The organism is Porcipelethomonas ammoniilytica, from assembly GCF_025567485.1.
Taxonomy (GTDB): domain Bacteria; phylum Bacillota; class Clostridia; order Oscillospirales; family Ruminococcaceae; genus Porcipelethomonas; species Porcipelethomonas ammoniilytica.
The window spans coordinates 288,646-306,187 of sequence record NZ_JAOQKH010000002.1 but is presented as its reverse complement, the minus strand read 5'-3'; the positions used below and the strand labels follow the sequence as shown (position 1 = coordinate 306,187).

At 39.6% G+C, this 17,542-nt stretch carries 13 protein-coding genes, 5 tRNA genes and 3 rRNA genes; 3 read left to right on the top strand and 18 right to left on the bottom strand.

Annotation, left to right across the window (positions count from 1 at the left end; genetic code table 11):
• From OCV67_RS03045 to OCV67_RS02970, 16 genes are all read right to left on the bottom strand, one after another.
• Window positions 1-386: hypothetical protein (locus OCV67_RS03045; protein WP_147642377.1), on the bottom strand; the 386-nt coding region annotated here is incomplete at its 3' end.
• A 4-nt stretch (window positions 387-390) separates the two neighbouring features.
• Window positions 391-1,743: a relaxase/mobilization nuclease domain-containing protein gene (locus tag OCV67_RS03040; protein WP_147642376.1), complete on the bottom strand. Its 1,353-nt coding sequence runs from the start codon at window positions 1,741-1,743 to the stop codon at window positions 391-393.
• Window positions 1,704-2,036, bottom strand: a complete 333-nt coding sequence (locus tag OCV67_RS03035; protein ID WP_147642375.1) for a plasmid mobilization protein — start codon at window positions 2,034-2,036, stop codon at window positions 1,704-1,706. Before OCV67_RS03035 ends, OCV67_RS03040 begins: the two co-directional genes overlap by 40 nt.
• Window positions 2,037-3,140: 1,104 nt before the next feature.
• Window positions 3,141-3,216: transfer RNA gene (locus OCV67_RS03030), tRNA-Lys, on the bottom strand.
• A gap of 6 nt (window positions 3,217-3,222) precedes the next feature.
• A tRNA-Asn gene (locus OCV67_RS03025) sits at window positions 3,223-3,298 on the bottom strand.
• Between the two features lie 129 nt (window positions 3,299-3,427).
• Window positions 3,428-3,544, bottom strand: a 5S ribosomal RNA gene (gene rrf / locus OCV67_RS03020).
• A gap of 45 nt (window positions 3,545-3,589) precedes the next feature.
• Window positions 3,590-6,419: ribosomal RNA gene (locus tag OCV67_RS03015) — 23S ribosomal RNA — on the bottom strand.
• A gap of 191 nt (window positions 6,420-6,610) precedes the next feature.
• Window positions 6,611-6,687, bottom strand: a tRNA-Ile gene (locus OCV67_RS03010).
• A 10-nt stretch (window positions 6,688-6,697) separates the two neighbouring features.
• Window positions 6,698-6,773 (bottom strand) — tRNA-Ala (locus OCV67_RS03005).
• 88 nt (window positions 6,774-6,861) lie between these two features.
• Window positions 6,862-8,372 (bottom strand): 16S ribosomal RNA (locus OCV67_RS03000).
• Together the 16S, 23S and 5S rRNA genes with 4 tRNA genes alongside form the textbook arrangement of a ribosomal RNA operon.
• A 537-nt stretch (window positions 8,373-8,909) precedes the next feature.
• Window positions 8,910-9,107 carry a transporter associated domain-containing protein gene (locus tag OCV67_RS02995; protein ID WP_147642374.1) on the bottom strand — a complete coding sequence of 66 codons (198 nt, stop codon included), beginning with the start codon at window positions 9,105-9,107 and terminating at the stop codon, window positions 8,910-8,912.
• A 305-nt stretch (window positions 9,108-9,412) separates the two neighbouring features.
• Window positions 9,413-9,499, bottom strand: a tRNA-Leu gene (locus OCV67_RS02990).
• A gap of 69 nt (window positions 9,500-9,568) precedes the next feature.
• Entirely contained in the window at window positions 9,569-9,955 is a 387-nt protein-coding gene (locus tag OCV67_RS02985; RefSeq protein WP_147642373.1) for a cytidine deaminase, read from the bottom strand.
• Window positions 9,956-9,991: 36 nt separating this feature from the next.
• The gene (locus OCV67_RS02980; protein ID WP_147642372.1) at window positions 9,992-10,753 is read right to left on the bottom strand and encodes an MBL fold metallo-hydrolase; all 762 of its coding nucleotides are present in this window, start codon (window positions 10,751-10,753) and stop codon (window positions 9,992-9,994) included.
• 79 nt (window positions 10,754-10,832) lie between these two features.
• Window positions 10,833-12,032 (bottom strand): acetate/propionate family kinase, encoded by a 1,200-nt coding sequence (locus OCV67_RS02975; protein WP_147642371.1) that lies wholly within the window; start codon window positions 12,030-12,032, stop codon window positions 10,833-10,835.
• A 138-nt stretch (window positions 12,033-12,170) separates the two neighbouring features.
• Entirely contained in the window at window positions 12,171-12,752 is a 582-nt protein-coding gene (locus OCV67_RS02970) for an accessory gene regulator ArgB-like protein (RefSeq protein ID WP_147642370.1), read from the bottom strand.
• Window positions 12,753-12,919: 167 nt separating this feature from the next.
• Here OCV67_RS02970 and OCV67_RS02965 point away from each other — a divergent pair, with 167 nt between their 5' ends.
• The 3 genes from OCV67_RS02965 to ychF are packed head-to-tail and all read left to right on the top strand — an operon-like array spanning window position 12,920 to window position 16,226.
• Entirely contained in the window at window positions 12,920-13,954 is a 1,035-nt protein-coding gene (locus OCV67_RS02965; RefSeq protein WP_147642369.1) for a hypothetical protein, read from the top strand.
• A gap of 12 nt (window positions 13,955-13,966) precedes the next feature.
• Window positions 13,967-15,112: a hypothetical protein gene (locus OCV67_RS02960; protein ID WP_147642368.1), complete on the top strand. Its 1,146-nt coding sequence runs from the start codon at window positions 13,967-13,969 to the stop codon at window positions 15,110-15,112.
• 19 nt (window positions 15,113-15,131) lie between these two features.
• Window positions 15,132-16,226, top strand: a complete 1,095-nt coding sequence (gene ychF / locus OCV67_RS02955; RefSeq protein WP_147642367.1) for a redox-regulated ATPase YchF — start codon at window positions 15,132-15,134, stop codon at window positions 16,224-16,226.
• A gap of 42 nt (window positions 16,227-16,268) precedes the next feature.
• Here the strand turns inward: ychF and OCV67_RS02950 are convergent, their stop codons facing one another.
• Both OCV67_RS02950 and OCV67_RS02945 read right to left on the bottom strand, forming a co-directional pair.
• Window positions 16,269-16,646, bottom strand: coding sequence for a DUF4363 family protein (locus tag OCV67_RS02950; RefSeq protein ID WP_147642366.1), 378 nt, complete (start codon window positions 16,644-16,646; stop codon window positions 16,269-16,271).
• Complete coding sequence (locus tag OCV67_RS02945; protein ID WP_147642365.1) at window positions 16,633-17,319, bottom strand: DUF421 domain-containing protein; 687 nt, start codon at window positions 17,317-17,319, stop codon at window positions 16,633-16,635. The genes OCV67_RS02950 and OCV67_RS02945 overlap by 14 nt, the downstream gene beginning before the upstream one ends.
• Between the last annotated feature and the right edge of the window lie 223 nt (window positions 17,320-17,542).

Genomic DNA, 17,542 nt, shown 5'->3' with positions numbered 1-17,542 from the left:
CAAAACAAAAGATATACAGCCAATATCGGCAGTAAACTAAATAATATCAGCAATATTATTCTAAAGCTAAATAACATATTTTCTGTTACCAAGATACCATATATCTTTTTAGTAAAATAATAACCTATAATTCCTGATGCAATTGCCATCAATACATGACATCCAAATGCTCCACTATCATGTTGTTCTTTAAAAAATTCATCAAATTCATCACACGGATCTTTATCAATATAATCAACTATTTCCGGTGAATTCTTTTTCTTTATTCCAACAGTTTCTGAGATTTTTTCCGCACACTCGTCACAAATACATTTATCTAAATACCATATTCTATTTTCTTTATTTTTTCCGCATAAATCACATGATATATTTTTATTTTCCTCCATAATTTCACTCCTTAAATCTGTATATCTTCTTTATTTCTCTGAACTTGTTNTTATCTATGGATTTATTTCCAGAAATAAGCTTATTTTTTTCTTCCTCCAATGACTTAATATCTGCCGCAAGCTTTCCTGCATTGGGAAGCTCTCTGGTCTTTTCTGTTTTCTTTAATTCCTCTACCGCTTCCTGAAATAAAAGCAATTCATCTTCATGATTTCGGAAATATCTGTCCTGAAAAACTGCCTTTTTATACGCCTCATTTATCGGCTTGTATTTACGGTAAATTTTCAGATATTTAAGTCGGTATTTATTAAAATTTATCTTCTTTGTAAGGCTTTGGATATTCTCCTCATTTTGTAATTTTTCATCTGTCAGACTGTCATATTTATTCAAAAAATCCTCTGCGTCTTTGAAACCGTATTCGTGCAGAACGCTTATGGTTTTAAACCCGATTTTAAGATTTTGCATTCTTGCCCAACGGTTAAGTCCGCCTGCACTGAAACGCTCGTCAGACAAGTCAAAAAATTCTTTCAGTCGATTATCCTGATTCATAAATCTTCTTGTTCTTGCTTCGGATTTTGTTTCATTTCTTCTCTCAACTGCTCTGTCAATCCTCTTGTTTAACTGCTTTTCTTCATAGTACCAACCGAGATTTTGAGAATAAATAAAATACTTTTGTCCCTGCATTTTAAAACCTAAACATTTGCCGGATTTCTTTTTATAATCCTGATACTTTACTTCAATATTTTCTGCACGAAGTTTACTAAGAAAATCTTCAAAATTATCAGACTGCTTTATAGTTTCATCAATAATATTTTTCAGCTGCTGCTTCCATGAAACTCCCGCTTTATTCTGTTCCCATTCATAATGAGACATGCCTTTTCCCTTGTCGGTTTGAATTACTGATAAACCTCTTTCAGCACAAATTCTGTCACTAATTTGTCTCATTCCTCTCCATGCAGGAAATTCTTTTCTGTTATGTTCTCTTGAAAAAGATTTTCCATTGATCATGTTTACAGAATTAATAATTATGTGATTGTGAATGATACCAGTGTCAACATGAGTGGTTATAATAAATTCATACTCGTCTTTTAAAAATTCTTTCATAGTCTGCATACCAATTTCATGTGCCTGTTCAGGAGTAACCTCTCCCCTTTTGAATGACTGAACAGCATGAAAAGCTAGAAGTTCTACCTTATCATTCATCTCTTCTCTGGTAAATTCAAATTCATGTTCAGCTATCTGATATTGACAATTTACAGAAGAAATATATTGTCCATTCCCGGTCTTTTCAAACTTACAAACATAATCTATAGCCTTGCCTAATGTAACTTTGATAGGATGAATTTTTGTGTACGCCATATTTCATTTACCTTTCTTTGAATATCCTCCATATCGGACTGATAAATCGAATTTGTTTCATTGATTCTTTTAGCGATTTGATTGATATTAACTCCGATTTTACGCAGGTTATAGTTAATTTCTTTAAGTCCTGAATAGTCATGAATTTCTATTTTTCCATCTATTGCAGCCTTACGTAAATATGCACTTAAATTCTTAATTTTTGCTATCTTCATTTTCTCAAAAATAAATGCTTTTTCTTCTTCTGAAACATAAAATTTTAGTAAACAATTTCGTTTTCTTTGCTTAGTCATTTAATTGTCCTTTCTTGACTTTTTTTCAAAAAAGTCTAACGGGGTTTGGGGTCTCCCAAAAGATAAATTTTGATAAAAATCAGTCTCGCTGATTTTTTCAAAATTTGCCGAGTGTGTCCACACCGGCTTTGCTTGCTACCCAGACCTCCGGATTTGACTGCCGGCGTGCCGGTGAGTTAAATCCGGATTTTCAGCCCGTGTGCGGGCTGATTGTTTCCCGGAGAAAGTGGGTTGCTGCAACTGGGCGGTTTCTGCAAAAGTTACCGTTTCGCTTATCGGAAAAGGAGTGCGATTCAGACTTGGCGGTTTCTGCAGAAACTGCATGCCGATTTTGCCAGAAAAGGGTTAGAAACAAAAAAAGCGAGCGAGGTGAAATTTCGATTGCATTTCGATTTTTTTGCGGATTTTTTCTCAGTAAGTAATATTAAATTTTACCCTTGTGCGGATAAACCTCAATTTGATTTCCAATTATATACACCATTTTTTATTTTGTCAAGAGGGGTATTGAGAAAAAATACATGCAAAACCAAGTAAAAATTGCGGTAGAAAAATATAAAAAAAGACCGCAATTTCCGTGCTTTGACAGAAATTGCAGTCTTGCTGAAAATATGTCCAAAAAAAATTTTTTTGACAAGGCAAAAAAATAAAGAACCGAGATTAAAAATCCCGATTCTTTCAAATTCCCAAAATTGGCATTAAAAAATTTTTTTAAATAATACTTGACAAAATATTTCCTTTATGTTAAAATACAAAACAGAAAAAGCACCCCCACAGAATATGAACCGTTTGGCGACGGAACATGTTCCTTAATCAAACAGATACTCAAACTATCTGATTGACTTAGTGAGAATGCTATTTTAGCACACGTACATGTGTGCTTGAAATAGATCTTAAGCCTGTCAGATTCCTTACGAACTCTGATGGGCTTATTGCTTTTTCAATCAACAATTTCATATTCTTTCAGAACTTTTCTGCGGAGATTTCTGTGCAGTCGTTTACTCCGTTACCAAGAAACGAACTGGGTTTGAACTCAGCCGCCGCAAAGTAGTGAGGGATATATGAAAAATAATAATACAACACCATGCAAATACAACATGGTGTTTTTGGTGCACCATCGGGGGCTCGAACCCAGGACCCACTGATTAAGAGTCAGTTGCTCTACCAACTGAGCTAATGGTGCAAAATTTGGCTCCCCAAGTTGGACTCGAACCAACGACCCTGCGGTTAACAGCCGCATGCTCTACCGACTGAGCTATTGAGGAATATATAATGTATATTAACCAAAATATAAAAATAATATACATAAAAATATCTTACCTAAACTCATAAAACTTAAATTCTATATATATTTAGGAAGATTTAACCGATTCTTTTGAATCGGTTAAAAAATAAGCCGGCATTGAAATAATTTTCCAGGACGCGACCGTCCAAGTATCGTCTACGCGGAAGAGCTTAACTGCTGTGTTCGGAAAGGGAACAGGTGGGACCTCAACGCTATAAACACCGGCAAAAGGTAATTGAAAAGAGAAGTAAAAAGGAGAGAACAAGAACAAAAGGAAAAGCCCTCGACCAATTAGTATCTGCTAGCTAAACATGTCACCATGCTTACACATCAGACCTATCAACCTCATCGTCTTTGAGGGGTCTTACTTACTTACGTAATGGGATATCTTATCTTAAGGCCGGCTTCACGCTTAGATGCCTTCAGCGTTTATCCGTTCCGCACTTAGCTGCCCAGCTGTGCCACTGGCGTGACAACTGGTACACCAGAGGTGCGTCCATCCCGGTCCTCTCGTACTAGGGACAGCTCCTTTCAAATATCCTTCGCCCACGACAGATAGGGACCGAACTGTCTCACGACGTTCTGAACCCAGCTCGCGTACCGCTTTAATTGGCGAACAGCCAAACCCTTGGGACCGAATTCAGCCCCAGGATGCGATGAGCCGACATCGAGGTGCCAAACCTCCCCGTCGATGTGGACTCTTGGGGGAGATCAGCCTGTTATCCCCAGGGTAGCTTTTATCCGTTGAGCGACGGCATTTCCACTCACATACCGCCGGATCACTAACTCCAACTTTCGTTACTGCTCGACCCGTCAGTCTCGCAGTTAGGCTCGCTTTTGCGTTTACACTCAATAGCATGGTTTCCATCCATGCTGAGCGAACCTTTGAGCGCCTCCGTTACTCTTTTGGAGGCGACCGCCCCAGTCAAACTGCCCACCTAACAATGTCCCCCGCCCTGATTCAAGGGCGCAGGTTAGAATTTCAGCACTTCAAGAGTGGTATCCCAACAGCGACTCCACATAAGCTGACGCCTATGCTTCTCAGTCTCCCACCTATCCTGTACATGAAATACCAAAACTCAATATTAAGCTACAGTGAAGCTCCATGGGGTCTTTCCGTCTAGTCGCGGGTAACCGGCATCTTCACCGGTACTACAATTTCGCCGGGTGGGTTGTTGAGACAGTGCCCAAATCGTTACACCATTCGTGCGGGTCAGAACTTACCTGACAAGGAATTTCGCTACCTTAGGACCGTTATAGTTACGGCCGCCGTTTACTGGGGCTTCAATTCAAAGCTCTCACTTCTCCTCTTAACCTTCCAGCACCGGGCAGGTGTCACCCCATATACGTCATCTTTCGATTTAGCATAGAGCTGTGTTTTTGCTAAACAGTCGCTTGGGCCTATTCTCTGCGGCTCTTTCGAGCACCCCTTCTCCCTAAGTTACGGGGTCAACTTGCCGAGTTCCTTAACAACCCTTCTCCCGTTGGCCTTAGAATCCTCTTCCTGTCTACCTGTGTCGGTTTGCGGTACGGGCTCTTCAGATATACGCACAACTTTTCTTGCCTCAATCCACATTTACTTCCTCCATTCGGAGTCCCTTACGACCGGGGCAACCAACGCCCGGCTAAACGCTTCTCAAGTGTCCTTGTGCTTTAATCTTTCAGAGGCTACGGAATTTCTACCGTATGTGCATCGGCTACGCGTTTCCGCCTCGCCTTAGCTCCCGGCTTACTAGGAGCGGACGAACCTTCCTCCTAAATCCTTAGACTTTCGGCCATTATGATTCTCACATAATTCTCGCTACTCATTCCGGCATTCTCACTCGTATAAAATCCACCATCGCTTCCGCTATGACTTCTCCTCTTATACGACGCTCCCCTACCCCGCAATACTTTCGTATTGCAGCCCAAGCTTCGGTATAGATTTTAGCCCCGTTGAATTTTCGGCGCAGGGTCACTCGACCAGTGAGCTATTACGCACTCTTTTAATGAGTGGCTGCTTCTAAGCCAACATCCTGGTTGTCTGTGCAACCCCACATCCTTTTCCACTTAAATCTATTTCGGGACCTTAGCTGTGGGTCTGGGCTGTTTCCCTTTTGACTATGAGACTTATCTCACATAGTCTGACTGCTGTACATCAATTATCCGGCATTCTTAGTTTGATAAGGTTCAGTAACCTCTCGGCCCCTAGCCCATTCAGTGCTTTACCTCCGGTAATCTAATACAACGCTAGCCCTAAAGCTATTTCGGGGAGAACCAGCTATATCCGAGTTCGATTGGAATTTCTCCGCTAGCCACACCTCATCCGCCACCTTTTCAACGGGGGTCGGTTCGGCCCTCCATGGAGTTTTACCTCCACTTCAGCCTGGACATGGCTAGGTCACTCGGTTTCGGGTCTATCACATGTAACTTCTCGCCCTGTTAAGACTCGCTCTCGCTTCGGCTTCAGACCTTAAGTCCTTAACCTTGCTACATATGATAACTCGCCGGACCATTCTACAAAAGGTACCTGATCACACTTTGACGTGCTCTCAGTGCTTGTAAGCACAGGGTTTCAGGTTCTTTTTCACTCCCCTCCCGGGGTTCTTTTCACCTTTCCTTCACAGTACTCTTCGCTATCGGTCATTGGGGAATATTTAGGCTTGGAGGGTGGTCCCCCCAGCTTCCCACGGGGTTTCACGTGTCCCGCGGTACTCTGGATCCTGCTCGCTGTCTCTGCCTTTCATTTACATGACTCTCACATTCTTTGGTCAGGCTTCCCATCCTGTTCAACTAGGCTTTGACAATGCTAATTGCAGTCCGCAACCCCGTATTCATTGCTGATTACGGTTTGGCCTCTTTCGCTTTCGCTCGCCACTACTTACGAAATCTCGGTTGATTTCTCTTCCTCTCCCTACTTAGATGTTTCAGTTCAGGAGGTTCCCCTCATATACCTATGTATTCAGTATATGATATATGAGCTTCTCTCATATGGATTGCTCCATTCGGATATCTGCGGGTCTTTGTTCGCTTACAACTCACCGCAGCTTTTCGCAGTTAACCACGTCCTTCTTCGGTTCCCAATGCCAAGGCATCCGCCCTGCGCTCTTATTAGCTTTACCATTTGTCCGTTTTGAGTTCTCTTCAATACATTGTAGTTTTTTTACCCGATTAATTTTTCTTAATCGTGTCGTTTCACTTGATTGTATTTCCTCTTACTTTTCTTATTCAATTTTCAAGTTTCCTTTTTCTATCCTTTTTCAAGAACAGAAATTAACAGATAACTTCTTATCTATTAATTTTTATTCTTGATTGGTGGGCACAAGTGGACTCGAACCACCGACCTCACGCTTATCAGGCGTGCGCTCTAACCACCTGAGCTATGCGCCCAATACCTTTTTGGTGGAGATGAGGAGGATCGAACTCCTGACCCCCTGCTTGCAAAGCAGGTGCTCTCCCAGCTGAGCTACACCCCCAACTCTTCCTTGGTATCTTCAAAATCGAACAATGCTTCCCTTGCATCTGACCGGAACTTCTCAGATTCTTCATCTGCTCGCTCCTTAGAAAGGAGGTGATCCAGCCGCACCTTCCGATACGGCTACCTTGTTACGACTTCACCCCAGTCATCAATCCCACCTTCGACTGCGTCCTCCTATAAGGTTAGACTACAGGCTTCGGGTGTTACCGACTCCCATGGTGTGACGGGCGGTGTGTACAAGGCCCGGGAACGTATTCACCGCAGCATTCTGATCTGCGATTACTAGCAATTCCGACTTCATGCAGGCGAGTTGCAGCCTGCAATCTGAACTGGGACAATTTTTCGGGATTTGCTCCACATCGCTGTTTTGCTTCCCTCTGTTAATTGCCATTGTAGTACGTGTGTAGCCCAGGTCATAAGGGGCATGATGATTTGACGTCATCCCCACCTTCCTCCGTTTTGTCAACGGCAGTCCCTCTAGAGTGCTCTTGCGTAGCAACTAAAGGTAAGGGTTGCGCTCGTTGCGGGACTTAACCCAACATCTCACGACACGAGCTGACGACAACCATGCACCACCTGTCTATATGTCCCCGAAGGGATTTCATCTATCTCTAGACTATGCATACGATGTCAAGACCTGGTAAGGTTCTTCGCGTTGCTTCGAATTAAACCACATACTCCACTGCTTGTGCGGGCCCCCGTCAATTCCTTTGAGTTTCAACCTTGCGGTCGTACTCCCCAGGTGGATTACTTATTGTGTTAACTGCGGCACGGAAGGGGTCAGTCCCCCCACACCTAGTAATCATCGTTTACAGCGTGGACTACCAGGGTATCTAATCCTGTTTGCTCCCCACGCTTTCGAGCCTCAGCGTCAGTAAAAGCCCAGTAAGCCGCCTTCGCCACCGATGTTCCTCCTAATATCTACGCATTTCACCGCTACACTAGGAATTCCGCTTACCTCTACTTCACTCAAGAACAGCAGTTTCAAGTGCAGTCTACATGTTGAGCACGTATATTTCACACCTGACTTACCGTCCCGCCTACGCTCCCTTTACACCCAGTAATTCCGGACAACGCTCGCTCCCTACGTATTACCGCGGCTGCTGGCACGTAGTTAGCCGGAGCTTTTTCTTCAGGTACCGTCATTATCGTCCCTGTTAAAAGGAGTTTACAATCCGAAAACCTTCTTCCTCCACGCGGCATCGCTGCATCAGGGTTCCCCCCATTGTGCAATATTCCCCACTGCTGCCTCCCGTAGGAGTCTGGGCCGTGTCTCAGTCCCAATGTGGCCGTTCAACCTCTCAGTCCGGCTACTGATCGTCGACTTGGTGGGCCGTTACCTCACCAACTATCTAATCAGACGCGAGCCCATCCTTGAGCGAATTTCTTTGATATATCTTAGATGCCTAAAATATATGTTATGGGGTATTACCATCCGTTTCCAGAAGCTATCCCCCTCTCAAGGGTAGGTTGCTCACGTGTTACTCACCCGTCCGCCACTAACTCGGAGAAGCAAGCTCCTCCTCGTCCGTTCGACTTGCATGTGTTAGGCGTGCCGCCAGCGTTCGTCCTGAGCCAGGATCAAACTCTTTATTAAGTTTGTATATCTAAAAGCCTCTCAGCTCTTAATATCTCCCGTTTCATTACGATTGCTCGCAATTACCTCGTTTGTATTTTAAACTCTTGTTAAACATCGTTTAACAGAAATTATACAAGGGTTTCTTTTCTTTGCATTGTTCAATTTTCAAGATACCTCGCCGCTCCCTCTCGGGAAAGCTTATCTATTATATCACAGTCTCTTCTGTTTGTCAAGTACTTTTTTTAAAAAAGTTTTTATCCTCTTATTCCCTTGACTCCCTTAAGACGACCTATCTATAATACCATATCTTCCGAACTTTGTCAAGCACTTCTTTCAAAAAAATTTTTTCCATTCCGTACTCGCTCTCTCTCGTTCGACAGCTTTATTATTATATCACCTCTTCCCTCTTTTGTCAACCGCTTTACTCCACGTTCTACCTTTTTTATAGTTTTTTTGACTCAATTCACTGATTTTACAGCATTTTTTACAAATTACATCTAAATTTTTACTTTTATATACCTTTTTACATAGTAATATACAAAAAAGGCGAAGTTTTTACTCTTCGCCTTTTTTTAAGTAAACTGCCTTTATTTTAGAGATCCAATTATCTTCAGTCAGCAAAACTGTAAACTCCACTTCTCCGTATCTTACACTTGGTGTCTCATCTTCTTCCGGTATTCTGCCTAGCAAATCCACTATAAAAGCACTCATAGTATCATAATTATGTCTTTCCGGAAGCTCTATTCCCAGAATTTTCTCAACATCCTAAAGACGTATCCGAGATAATTTTTCTCAAATACGCCTTGAATTTTTCTGAAATATTTTTTTGCATCGGTTTGAATCCTTTCAGTCGATAAAAACGGGGAAAAACAGCCATGGTTTTGAACTAAAATTTTTCACCCCTAAAATGCAAATAAAGCCCGTAGTTATAGGGTTTTAAGAGGTGTTCACCAATATGTCTTGTGACTATAAAACGGATGAAAAATTACTGGTCGAGCCTAAAAGAAAATCGCATCCCACAAAGTGAGATACGATTTGTCCCACCGGGGTCACCCGGCTGGTGCGGATAACAGGAGTTGAACCTGCACCCCCTTGCGAGGACTAGCACCTGAAGCTAGCGCGTCTGCCTATTCCGCCATATCCGCATTACAAAATACATTATATCATAAATGCGAATGAAAGTCAATACCTTTTTAATTTTTATTTTAATTTACTCAATTCAAACTAAAACCATACGGTAAAATCTCATTTAGGGTCAAAATTTTATCAGAAAGTATAATTTTAAAGTAATTATGGCAAAATTCCGTCATAACTTGACGGCATGATCCGCACGGATAACATGGTTCACTCATATTGTCATGACCTCCGGCAATAGCAATAGCCTCAAATTCTTTCTTTCCTTCTGATATTGCCTTGAAGAAGGCTGTTCGTTCAGCACAGTTTGTAAGCGAAAAGGAAGAATTTTCAATATTACAACCCGTATAAATTGTACCGTCACTGCACAAAAGCGCTGCTCCCACTTTAAATCGTGAATATGGCGAATACGAATTTTCAGCAGCTTTTACAGCACGTTCAAATAACTCCTTGTACAAATCATTCATTTATAACTCCTTAAAATCCAGTAAAAAAATATACTTTTACAGCCATACTCCCCAATCGCCATAATTAAATGTACCGCTGCCATGATGAAGCTTACCGTCAGCTTTGAGTTGTCTGAATGCTTCCCGCATACGTATTAAAATTTCCGGATGTATATCCAAGGAATGATGTGCAGGAAATACATTTTTCACTGGCAATGCCGCAACTTTTTCCAGTGACGTAAGATATGCTTCCGGATCAGTAGACGGATAATAAGCAAACAAAATATCTTTATATACTAAATCACCGGTAAATAAATATTCTTTATTTCTTTCCCAAAAACATAAATGACCCGGAGAATGTCCCGGCGTATGCAGTACTTCAATTTCCCGACCGCCAATATCAATGATATCATGATCATTCAGTACTTTTGTCGGCTTACCTTGAAAAAATATGTAATCGTTCACATTAAAATCATTAGGTAAATCACAGCGATCAACAACCATTTCTTTAATTGTTTCGATTGATAAGGGAAATTTGCCATTGAGCCAATCCAATTCCTCAGAGTGGGCGTAAAAGTCTGGAAAGTACTTATGTCCGCCGATATGATCCCAGTGAATGTGAGTAGCAACAGCCGTAACAGGCTTATCAGTAAGCTTTACTACTTCATCATATATATTTGAAATACCAAGTCCCGTATCGATCAGCAAGCTTCGATTATTTCCATTCAACAGATAACAATGAGTTTCTTCCCAATGGCGATATTCACTGATAATATAAGTGTCAGCGTCAACTTTATCAATTGTAAACCAGTTATCCATTTATCTCGTACTCCTATAAATTTCAATTATGAAATAATAACCCGAGAAAATCACTCCCGGGTTATTTTAGAATATACTCTTATTTCGAAATTATTGCCAAAGTATCTCTTGCAATAAGCAGTTCTTCATTTGTAGGAATTACCCAAACCTCAACCTTTGAATCAGGTGTTGAAATTTTAGCCTGAGTACCTCTTATAGTCTTGTTCAGTTCAAAATCAATCTTTATACCCAGATAATCCATGTTTGTGCAGACACCTCCGCGTACTTCCCATGAATTTTCGCCGATACCGCCTGTAAATATAACAGCGTCCAGACCATTCATAACAGCCGCATAAGAACCAATATATTTTTTTATTTCATAACGCAGCATATCTGCTGTAAGCTGAGCCTTTTCATCACCGTTATTAATAGCCGCATAAATTTCTCTGTTATCAGAAGAAACATCTGATACGCCAAGGAATCCACACTGTTTGTTAAGATAGCTGCTCATTTCGTCAGGAGAAAGATTCATTTTCTTTGCAAGATATGTAACAGCTGAAGCATCAATAGCACCGCTTCTAGTACCCATAATTACACCATCAAGAGGAGTAAATCCCATTGAAGTATCTATGGACTTTCCGTTTTCAATAGCAGTAATGGAAGAACCGTTGCCAAGATGACATGAAACGATCTTCAGATCCTTAAGATCCTTGCCCATGGCTTTTGACAGTGCAGCTGAAACAAATCTGTGTGAAGTACCGTGAAAACCATATTTTCTTACATGATATTTTTCATAATCTCCATAAGGAATACCGTACATATAAGCTTTTGGAGGCATTGTCTGATGGAAAGCGGTATCAAATACAACAACCTGAGGAACGTCATCTGAAAATACTTTTTTACATGCTCTTAAGGCAAGTGCATGAGCATGATTGTGAACAGGAGCAAGCTCTGCCAGCTCATCGATTTTATCAATTACTTCATCAGTTGCAATAGTGGTTTCACTAAAAACTTCAGCGCCCTGTACTACTCTGTGTCCTACTGCTGAGATTTCGGACATGCTGTCAATAACTGCTGCTTCACCGTTAACAAGAGAATCAACAAGCTTTTCAAACGCTTCTGTATGAGTTGGGAAAGAACAATCTTCATCAATTTGTCTTCCGTCGTAAGTTTTATGTGAAATATGACCGTCAATACCTATTCTGTCACAATTTCCCTTAGCCAGTACTTTTTCGCCGTCCATATCAATAAGCTGATACTTAAGAGATGAGCTGCCTGCATTTACAACTAAAATCAACATCTGTAAAAACAACCTTTCAAAATGATTTTTAACAATAATATTATATAACTTATTTTGTAAAATTGCAAGAGCTTTACTAAAAAATATGCATTATATGTATAAAAAACAAGATATATAAATTATTAAAAACGAATATTCTTAACCTTTTGAATAAGAAACTTTATATTTTTCAAAAAACATGAGAAACGCTATACTGAACAAAGTCATTGCCATAAGTATAGCTATTCTCCGATTCATAAAATAAACAACAATCGAAGTAAATGAAATAATAGCTGAAACAATCAAAGCAGATTTTCTGTTAAGTAAATTCTGATTTTCATCAAGTGGCTTATTAGGATTCTCCATCGGAGCAAATTCATATACTGCCAGCATAAACACTGCCGTCAGTATAATCATATAAATAATTGAAATAGTAGACACCATAGCTTCCGTTACAAGCATAACCACAAGAAAAACCACTGTAAAAACAATATTGCATTTGAGATATGAATCAGCATGATAACCGCCTGTAAGCTGCCTTACCGGAACAAAAACGCCAAGAAACAACAGTGATTCAATAAATCTGTTCATTAATATTCCAAGAATTATAACTATAGCAAATCCTATTAATCCTGAAATCAGCACTTCATAGCCATACTGATAAATTTCTTTCTTATCTTTATCAATAATATTTTTTCTGCTTAAATACGACGCTAATTTTTTACTTATTGATGTAATCATATTCTCCCACCTTTCTGATTAATTTTAACACAAAAAAATATTAATTTCTATATATAAAAAATGTATAAATATTGTACAGATTGTTAACATTATAATTTCCTGTGCGGTTGACTTAAATACGTATAAAGTGGTATAATGAATAAAATAATCAAAAAAGGAGGCGCATTATGAATATAAAAAACTTATTTGCCGTTTCTGCGGCTTTAGCAATATGCATTAGCTTTACAGCGTGCAGTGAAAATAACAGTTCCAAGAAAAGCAAAACTTCTTCCGCAGCAGAAAGTAATAATGAAATGTCAGCAGAAATCCCTGCAAAAATAACGGTTTCACCTAAATCCAAATTAACCGAAAGAGAATACAAAGGATATTATATCGCAAACGGTATTACGACCGGTATTAATCTCCATGCTCCTGAAGGACTTACCGTAACCGACTGCGAAACTTTTGAAAACAGCGACGGAACCTTTACCTGTATGCCGGAATGCGTTCCGACTGCATCAAAACCATTTGTTATTTCTGATGAATCCGGAAAGGATAATATGAATTTTTTTGCTTCTGCCGGTCCGGGACAGGAAGAATTTAAAAAAATAACAAAAGAATCATATGAGGAAGAATATGTCAAGGGAGTCTCTGACTACTTCACTGATGTCGAAATAAAAGATTTTGAAAGCTTTGAAATTGAAAATTATCCCGCATTAAAAGCTGTTATAAAAGCCGAATACAACGGTGAAACCTTTGAACAAACACAGGTAATACTGGATGTTGCTGAGTATGGCTGTCAATCCGGATATATGTATACTATTACATATACCGATTATTCTGGAACCCTCAAAGAAAAAATTCAGGATTCTATTGACAGTATTGATGAATGTAATTCACTGAATATCTGGAGAGCGTATAAAAATCCTGAAGACGCAGCAGCTGCAAAAGAAAACGGTACTTATACCATTTACGGCAATGTAGATAAATATAAGAAAAAGGCAGTAACTGCAGCAACATATACATATGTGACAAAATCCTCAAGAATCAAAGATGTTGAAGAGCTTCGCAAAAAATTCAGCATTACATTCAAAAGAAGAACCGAAGACGAAAACAATGAGGACGACTTAAACGCCGTCTATGAAAGCGGCGGCGAGAGTACTCAAACTACTATAGATATGGAAATGGTGGAGAGATTCAAAAAACAACACGGTATTGAATAACAAGGAGAAAAAATGAAAAAATTAACCGCATTAATTATTCTGACAGCAGCAGTGCTTGCAATAGCATCCGGCTGCAATAAAAAAGAAGAATCATCAGTAAATAAAACGCCGTCAGCCGAAATAACCGAAGCTGTAACGGAAGAAACTGCTGAAGAAACTGCTGAACCTGTTCCTGACTGTCTTACTCTAACCGGTACATATGGCTATAGCCTTATACTTCCGGATAGTATTGATTCTGTAAACGGTGACAAAATTACAGGCTCTGAATATATATCCAACACTGATTATGTTATGGTCAACAGCAGTACTTCAAAAGATAATATAAATGTTGTAGTTGAACCGGGTAAGGACAAGGATACTTTTGACAGCTATACTAAGGAAGTTTTTCAGGAACAATGCGAAGCCCTGGGCGTTTTTACAAATTTTAAAGTAAATAAATATGAGCGTACTGAAATCCAAGGCTTCGATGCAATCCATATAGAAACCAGTGCTGAAAGTCCTGACGGGGATACTTTCAGCCAAATTCAAATTATAGTCAACAGAGCTGAAAAAAATGCTGATTACTGCTATACATTTACATATACTGACTTTTCCAATACATTAACTGACGAATACAAAAAATCCATTGAATCAATCAAAATGATTGACGCAGAAAAATCCGACGACACTGTCGACGAGCTTGCAGGAGAACCATTCACATTTGAAATGTGCGAAGGTATGACATTTGACGCACCGGATGGATGGACATTAACTGAGGGAGAATCAGACACTCCTCATCTTGTTTCAGAAGATCGTGCAATGTTCTCTTCGTCAAAAGCGGAAGATGTAAGCAATCTTCTTATTACAATTTCCAGCGGTTCCGATGATAATGAAGAATTTCTTAAATATACTCAAGAGGATTTTGAAGCACTGTTAAGCGGTACATATACCGAAATAGAATCCCTTTCCTTTGAAGCGGTGAAAGTCGGAAAATACGACGCTTTTAAGTATATTTACAACGTTGGAGGAGAAGATACGGAAGATCTTGATCTCCGTCAAACTATGCTGTTTATAAACTGTCCTGACAAAGAAACAGGAGTTATGGTATGTCTGACTGACTTTAATCAAAATAACAGTGATATATCAGATACACTGGAAACATTAATAAAATTTTCATAAATAGTAAAGAGGTAAAAAAATGAAATTAGGAATGGTTGGACTCCCAAATGTGGGAAAAAGCACACTTTTCAATGCACTTACAAACGCCGGAGCAGAATCGGCAAATTATCCTTTCTGTACTATCGAAAAAAATATAGGCATAGTATCAGTGCCTGATGAAAGACTGGACAAGCTTGCAGAAATGTACAATCCCGACAAGTTTACTCCTGCAACTCTGGAATTTGTCGATATTGCAGGTCTTGTAAAAGGTGCTTCCAAGGGCGAAGGCTTGGGCAACAAGTTTTTAGGAGATATCCGTGAAGTTGACGCTATCGTTCACGTTGTACGCTGCTTTGAAGATATTGATATCATTCATGTCGACGGTGAAATCAATCCAGAAAGAGACATTGAAACAATTAATCTGGAATTGATTTTTTCCGATATAGAAATGATTGACAGACGTATCGACAGAACAAAAAAGCTCGCAAAAGGCGACAAAAAGTACCTTACGGAAATTGATTTTCTTGAAAGACTGAAAAGTCATCTTGAATCGGGAAAATCCGCAAGAGCTTTCGACTATACAGACGATGAAAGAGAAGTAATCAAATCTACTCCTCTGCTTTCAGGCAAACCTGTAATTTACGCTGCAAATTTATGTGAGGACGATTTTGTAAACAATATTGAAACTAACGAGCATTACAATACAGTCAAGAAAATTGCGGAAGAAGAGCATTCTGCCGTACTGCCGATCTGTGCGCAGATCGAAGCTGAGATTTCCGACATGGAACCTGAAGACAAAGAAATGTTCCTCGGAGAAATGGGACTAAAAGAATCAGGTCTTAACAGGATTATCAAGGAAGGTTACTCTCTTCTGGGACTAATATCATACCTTACAGCCGGACAGCCCGAGGTAAGAGCATGGACTATCAAAAAAGGCACAAAAGCTCCGCAGGCAGCGGGTAAGATCCATACAGACTTTGAAAAAGGCTTTATCAGAGCAGAGGTTGTCAGCTTTGACGACCTTATGGCATGCGGTACTATGGCGGCTGCAAAAGAAAAAGGACTTGTCCGCCTGGAGGGCAAAGAATACGTCATGCAGGACGGAGATATTGTTCTGTTCAGATTTAACGTGTAAAAATAAAGGTACTTTTCCAAAAAGAAAAGTACCTTTTTATTATTATAAAATATTAGTAAGTTTAGGAATCTCACTTTCTATTATCCATTCAAGACCCGACTTTGCATTTTCAAATTCCGCATTAAGTTCGTCATTATCTTTTTCAATAAGCGGTTTAAGTCTGGACATAGAAGTCTGAACACTTGTAATTTTATCGTTTCTGACAAAAACACTTGCATAAGTGTGATATTTCTCCCATTCCTTTTCAAGACTGTCTGCCGCCTCCAGTGCTTTTTTGCTGTCTCCCTTATCGGAATAACTTCGAGTTTCATTAAGAAGTTCCAAAACACGGTCCGTTTTATAATTAAGAATAAATATTCCGGAAACACTCATTACAAGCATTGCTATTATAATTCCCAGACTTATTTTAATTCTTACCATTTGAACCTCCCTTTTTTATCATAGTATATTCACCGTTACAATCAGCGGTAAGAAGAAAAATATCTTCTTCCGTAAGATGCTTTCTGTCAAGCAGATCTGTGATCCATTGCTTTTGAAGTCCGGCGTCCTCAAGACCCTGCTTAATAATTTTACCGTCTGAGATGATTATCACCGGCGGATCAACAGACTGTCCCTCAATTGCCATGTCTTTGTTAATAACTTCCCTCTGGGGCTGTTTTTCATAAACTGACACGCTTCCGTTTGTTTCAACTACAGCAAATTGTACGTCGCTTATGTTAAAGACATTGTTGTTTCTCAGAGCAGTCATAAGGTCGTCCACAGAATACCGCAGTTCTTTCAGTACGCTTTGGTCAAGAATTCCGTTTTTTATTATTATTTTTGGCGTACCTGATACAACATGTCTGAGCTTAGGAGATTTCAAAGTCAGCCATGACATCAAAACCTCAAAGCACACAAGGGACAGTATCGGAAGAATTCCCATTGTAAGCGGTATATTAAGGTCTTCCAACGGAAGCGTAGCAATATTTGATACTAAAATGGTTATAACAAGTTCAGAAGGCTGCAACTCCCCTATCTGACGCTTACCCATTAGTCTCACAGAAAATATTACTATAATGTATAAAATAATCGCACGTATAAAAACAATAATCATAAATTTATCCTCCGATTATTATTTTATACTTTTTTATACAATGTATTCAGTTCTTTTTTTAAAACTTAGAAAATTTTTTATTTGTCACATTGTTCATTTCTTGCCTTGCCGCAAGAAACGAACCAAAGAAAGGCATTTTCGCTTTCTTTTCATGTGAAAAGAAAGCTTTGCAAAGAAAAAACTTTATCCATCATACAGTTTCTGAACTCAGAATACTCCCCAT

What these genes read in the sequence shown, in the direction of transcription:
- OCV67_RS03035 (WP_147642375.1), bottom strand. Translation starts at nt 2,036, where the DNA reads ATGACTAAGCAAAGAAAACGAAATTGTTTACTAAAATTTTATGTTTCA.
- OCV67_RS02985 (WP_147642373.1), bottom strand. Translation starts at nt 9,955, where the DNA reads ATGAATGATTTGTACAAGGAGTTATTTGAACGTGCTGTAAAAGCTGCT.
- OCV67_RS02980 (WP_147642372.1), bottom strand. Translation starts at nt 10,753, where the DNA reads ATGGATAACTGGTTTACAATTGATAAAGTTGACGCTGACACTTATATT.
- OCV67_RS02975 (WP_147642371.1), bottom strand. Translation starts at nt 12,032, where the DNA reads ATGTTGATTTTAGTTGTAAATGCAGGCAGCTCATCTCTTAAGTATCAG.
- OCV67_RS02970 (WP_147642370.1), bottom strand. Translation starts at nt 12,752, where the DNA reads ATGATTACATCAATAAGTAAAAAATTAGCGTCGTATTTAAGCAGAAAA.
- OCV67_RS02965 (WP_147642369.1), top strand. Translation starts at nt 12,920, where the DNA reads ATGAATATAAAAAACTTATTTGCCGTTTCTGCGGCTTTAGCAATATGC.
- OCV67_RS02960 (WP_147642368.1), top strand. Translation starts at nt 13,967, where the DNA reads ATGAAAAAATTAACCGCATTAATTATTCTGACAGCAGCAGTGCTTGCA.
- ychF (WP_147642367.1), top strand. Translation starts at nt 15,132, where the DNA reads ATGAAATTAGGAATGGTTGGACTCCCAAATGTGGGAAAAAGCACACTT.
- OCV67_RS02950 (WP_147642366.1), bottom strand. Translation starts at nt 16,646, where the DNA reads ATGGTAAGAATTAAAATAAGTCTGGGAATTATAATAGCAATGCTTGTA.
- OCV67_RS02945 (WP_147642365.1), bottom strand. Translation starts at nt 17,319, where the DNA reads ATGATTATTGTTTTTATACGTGCGATTATTTTATACATTATAGTAATA.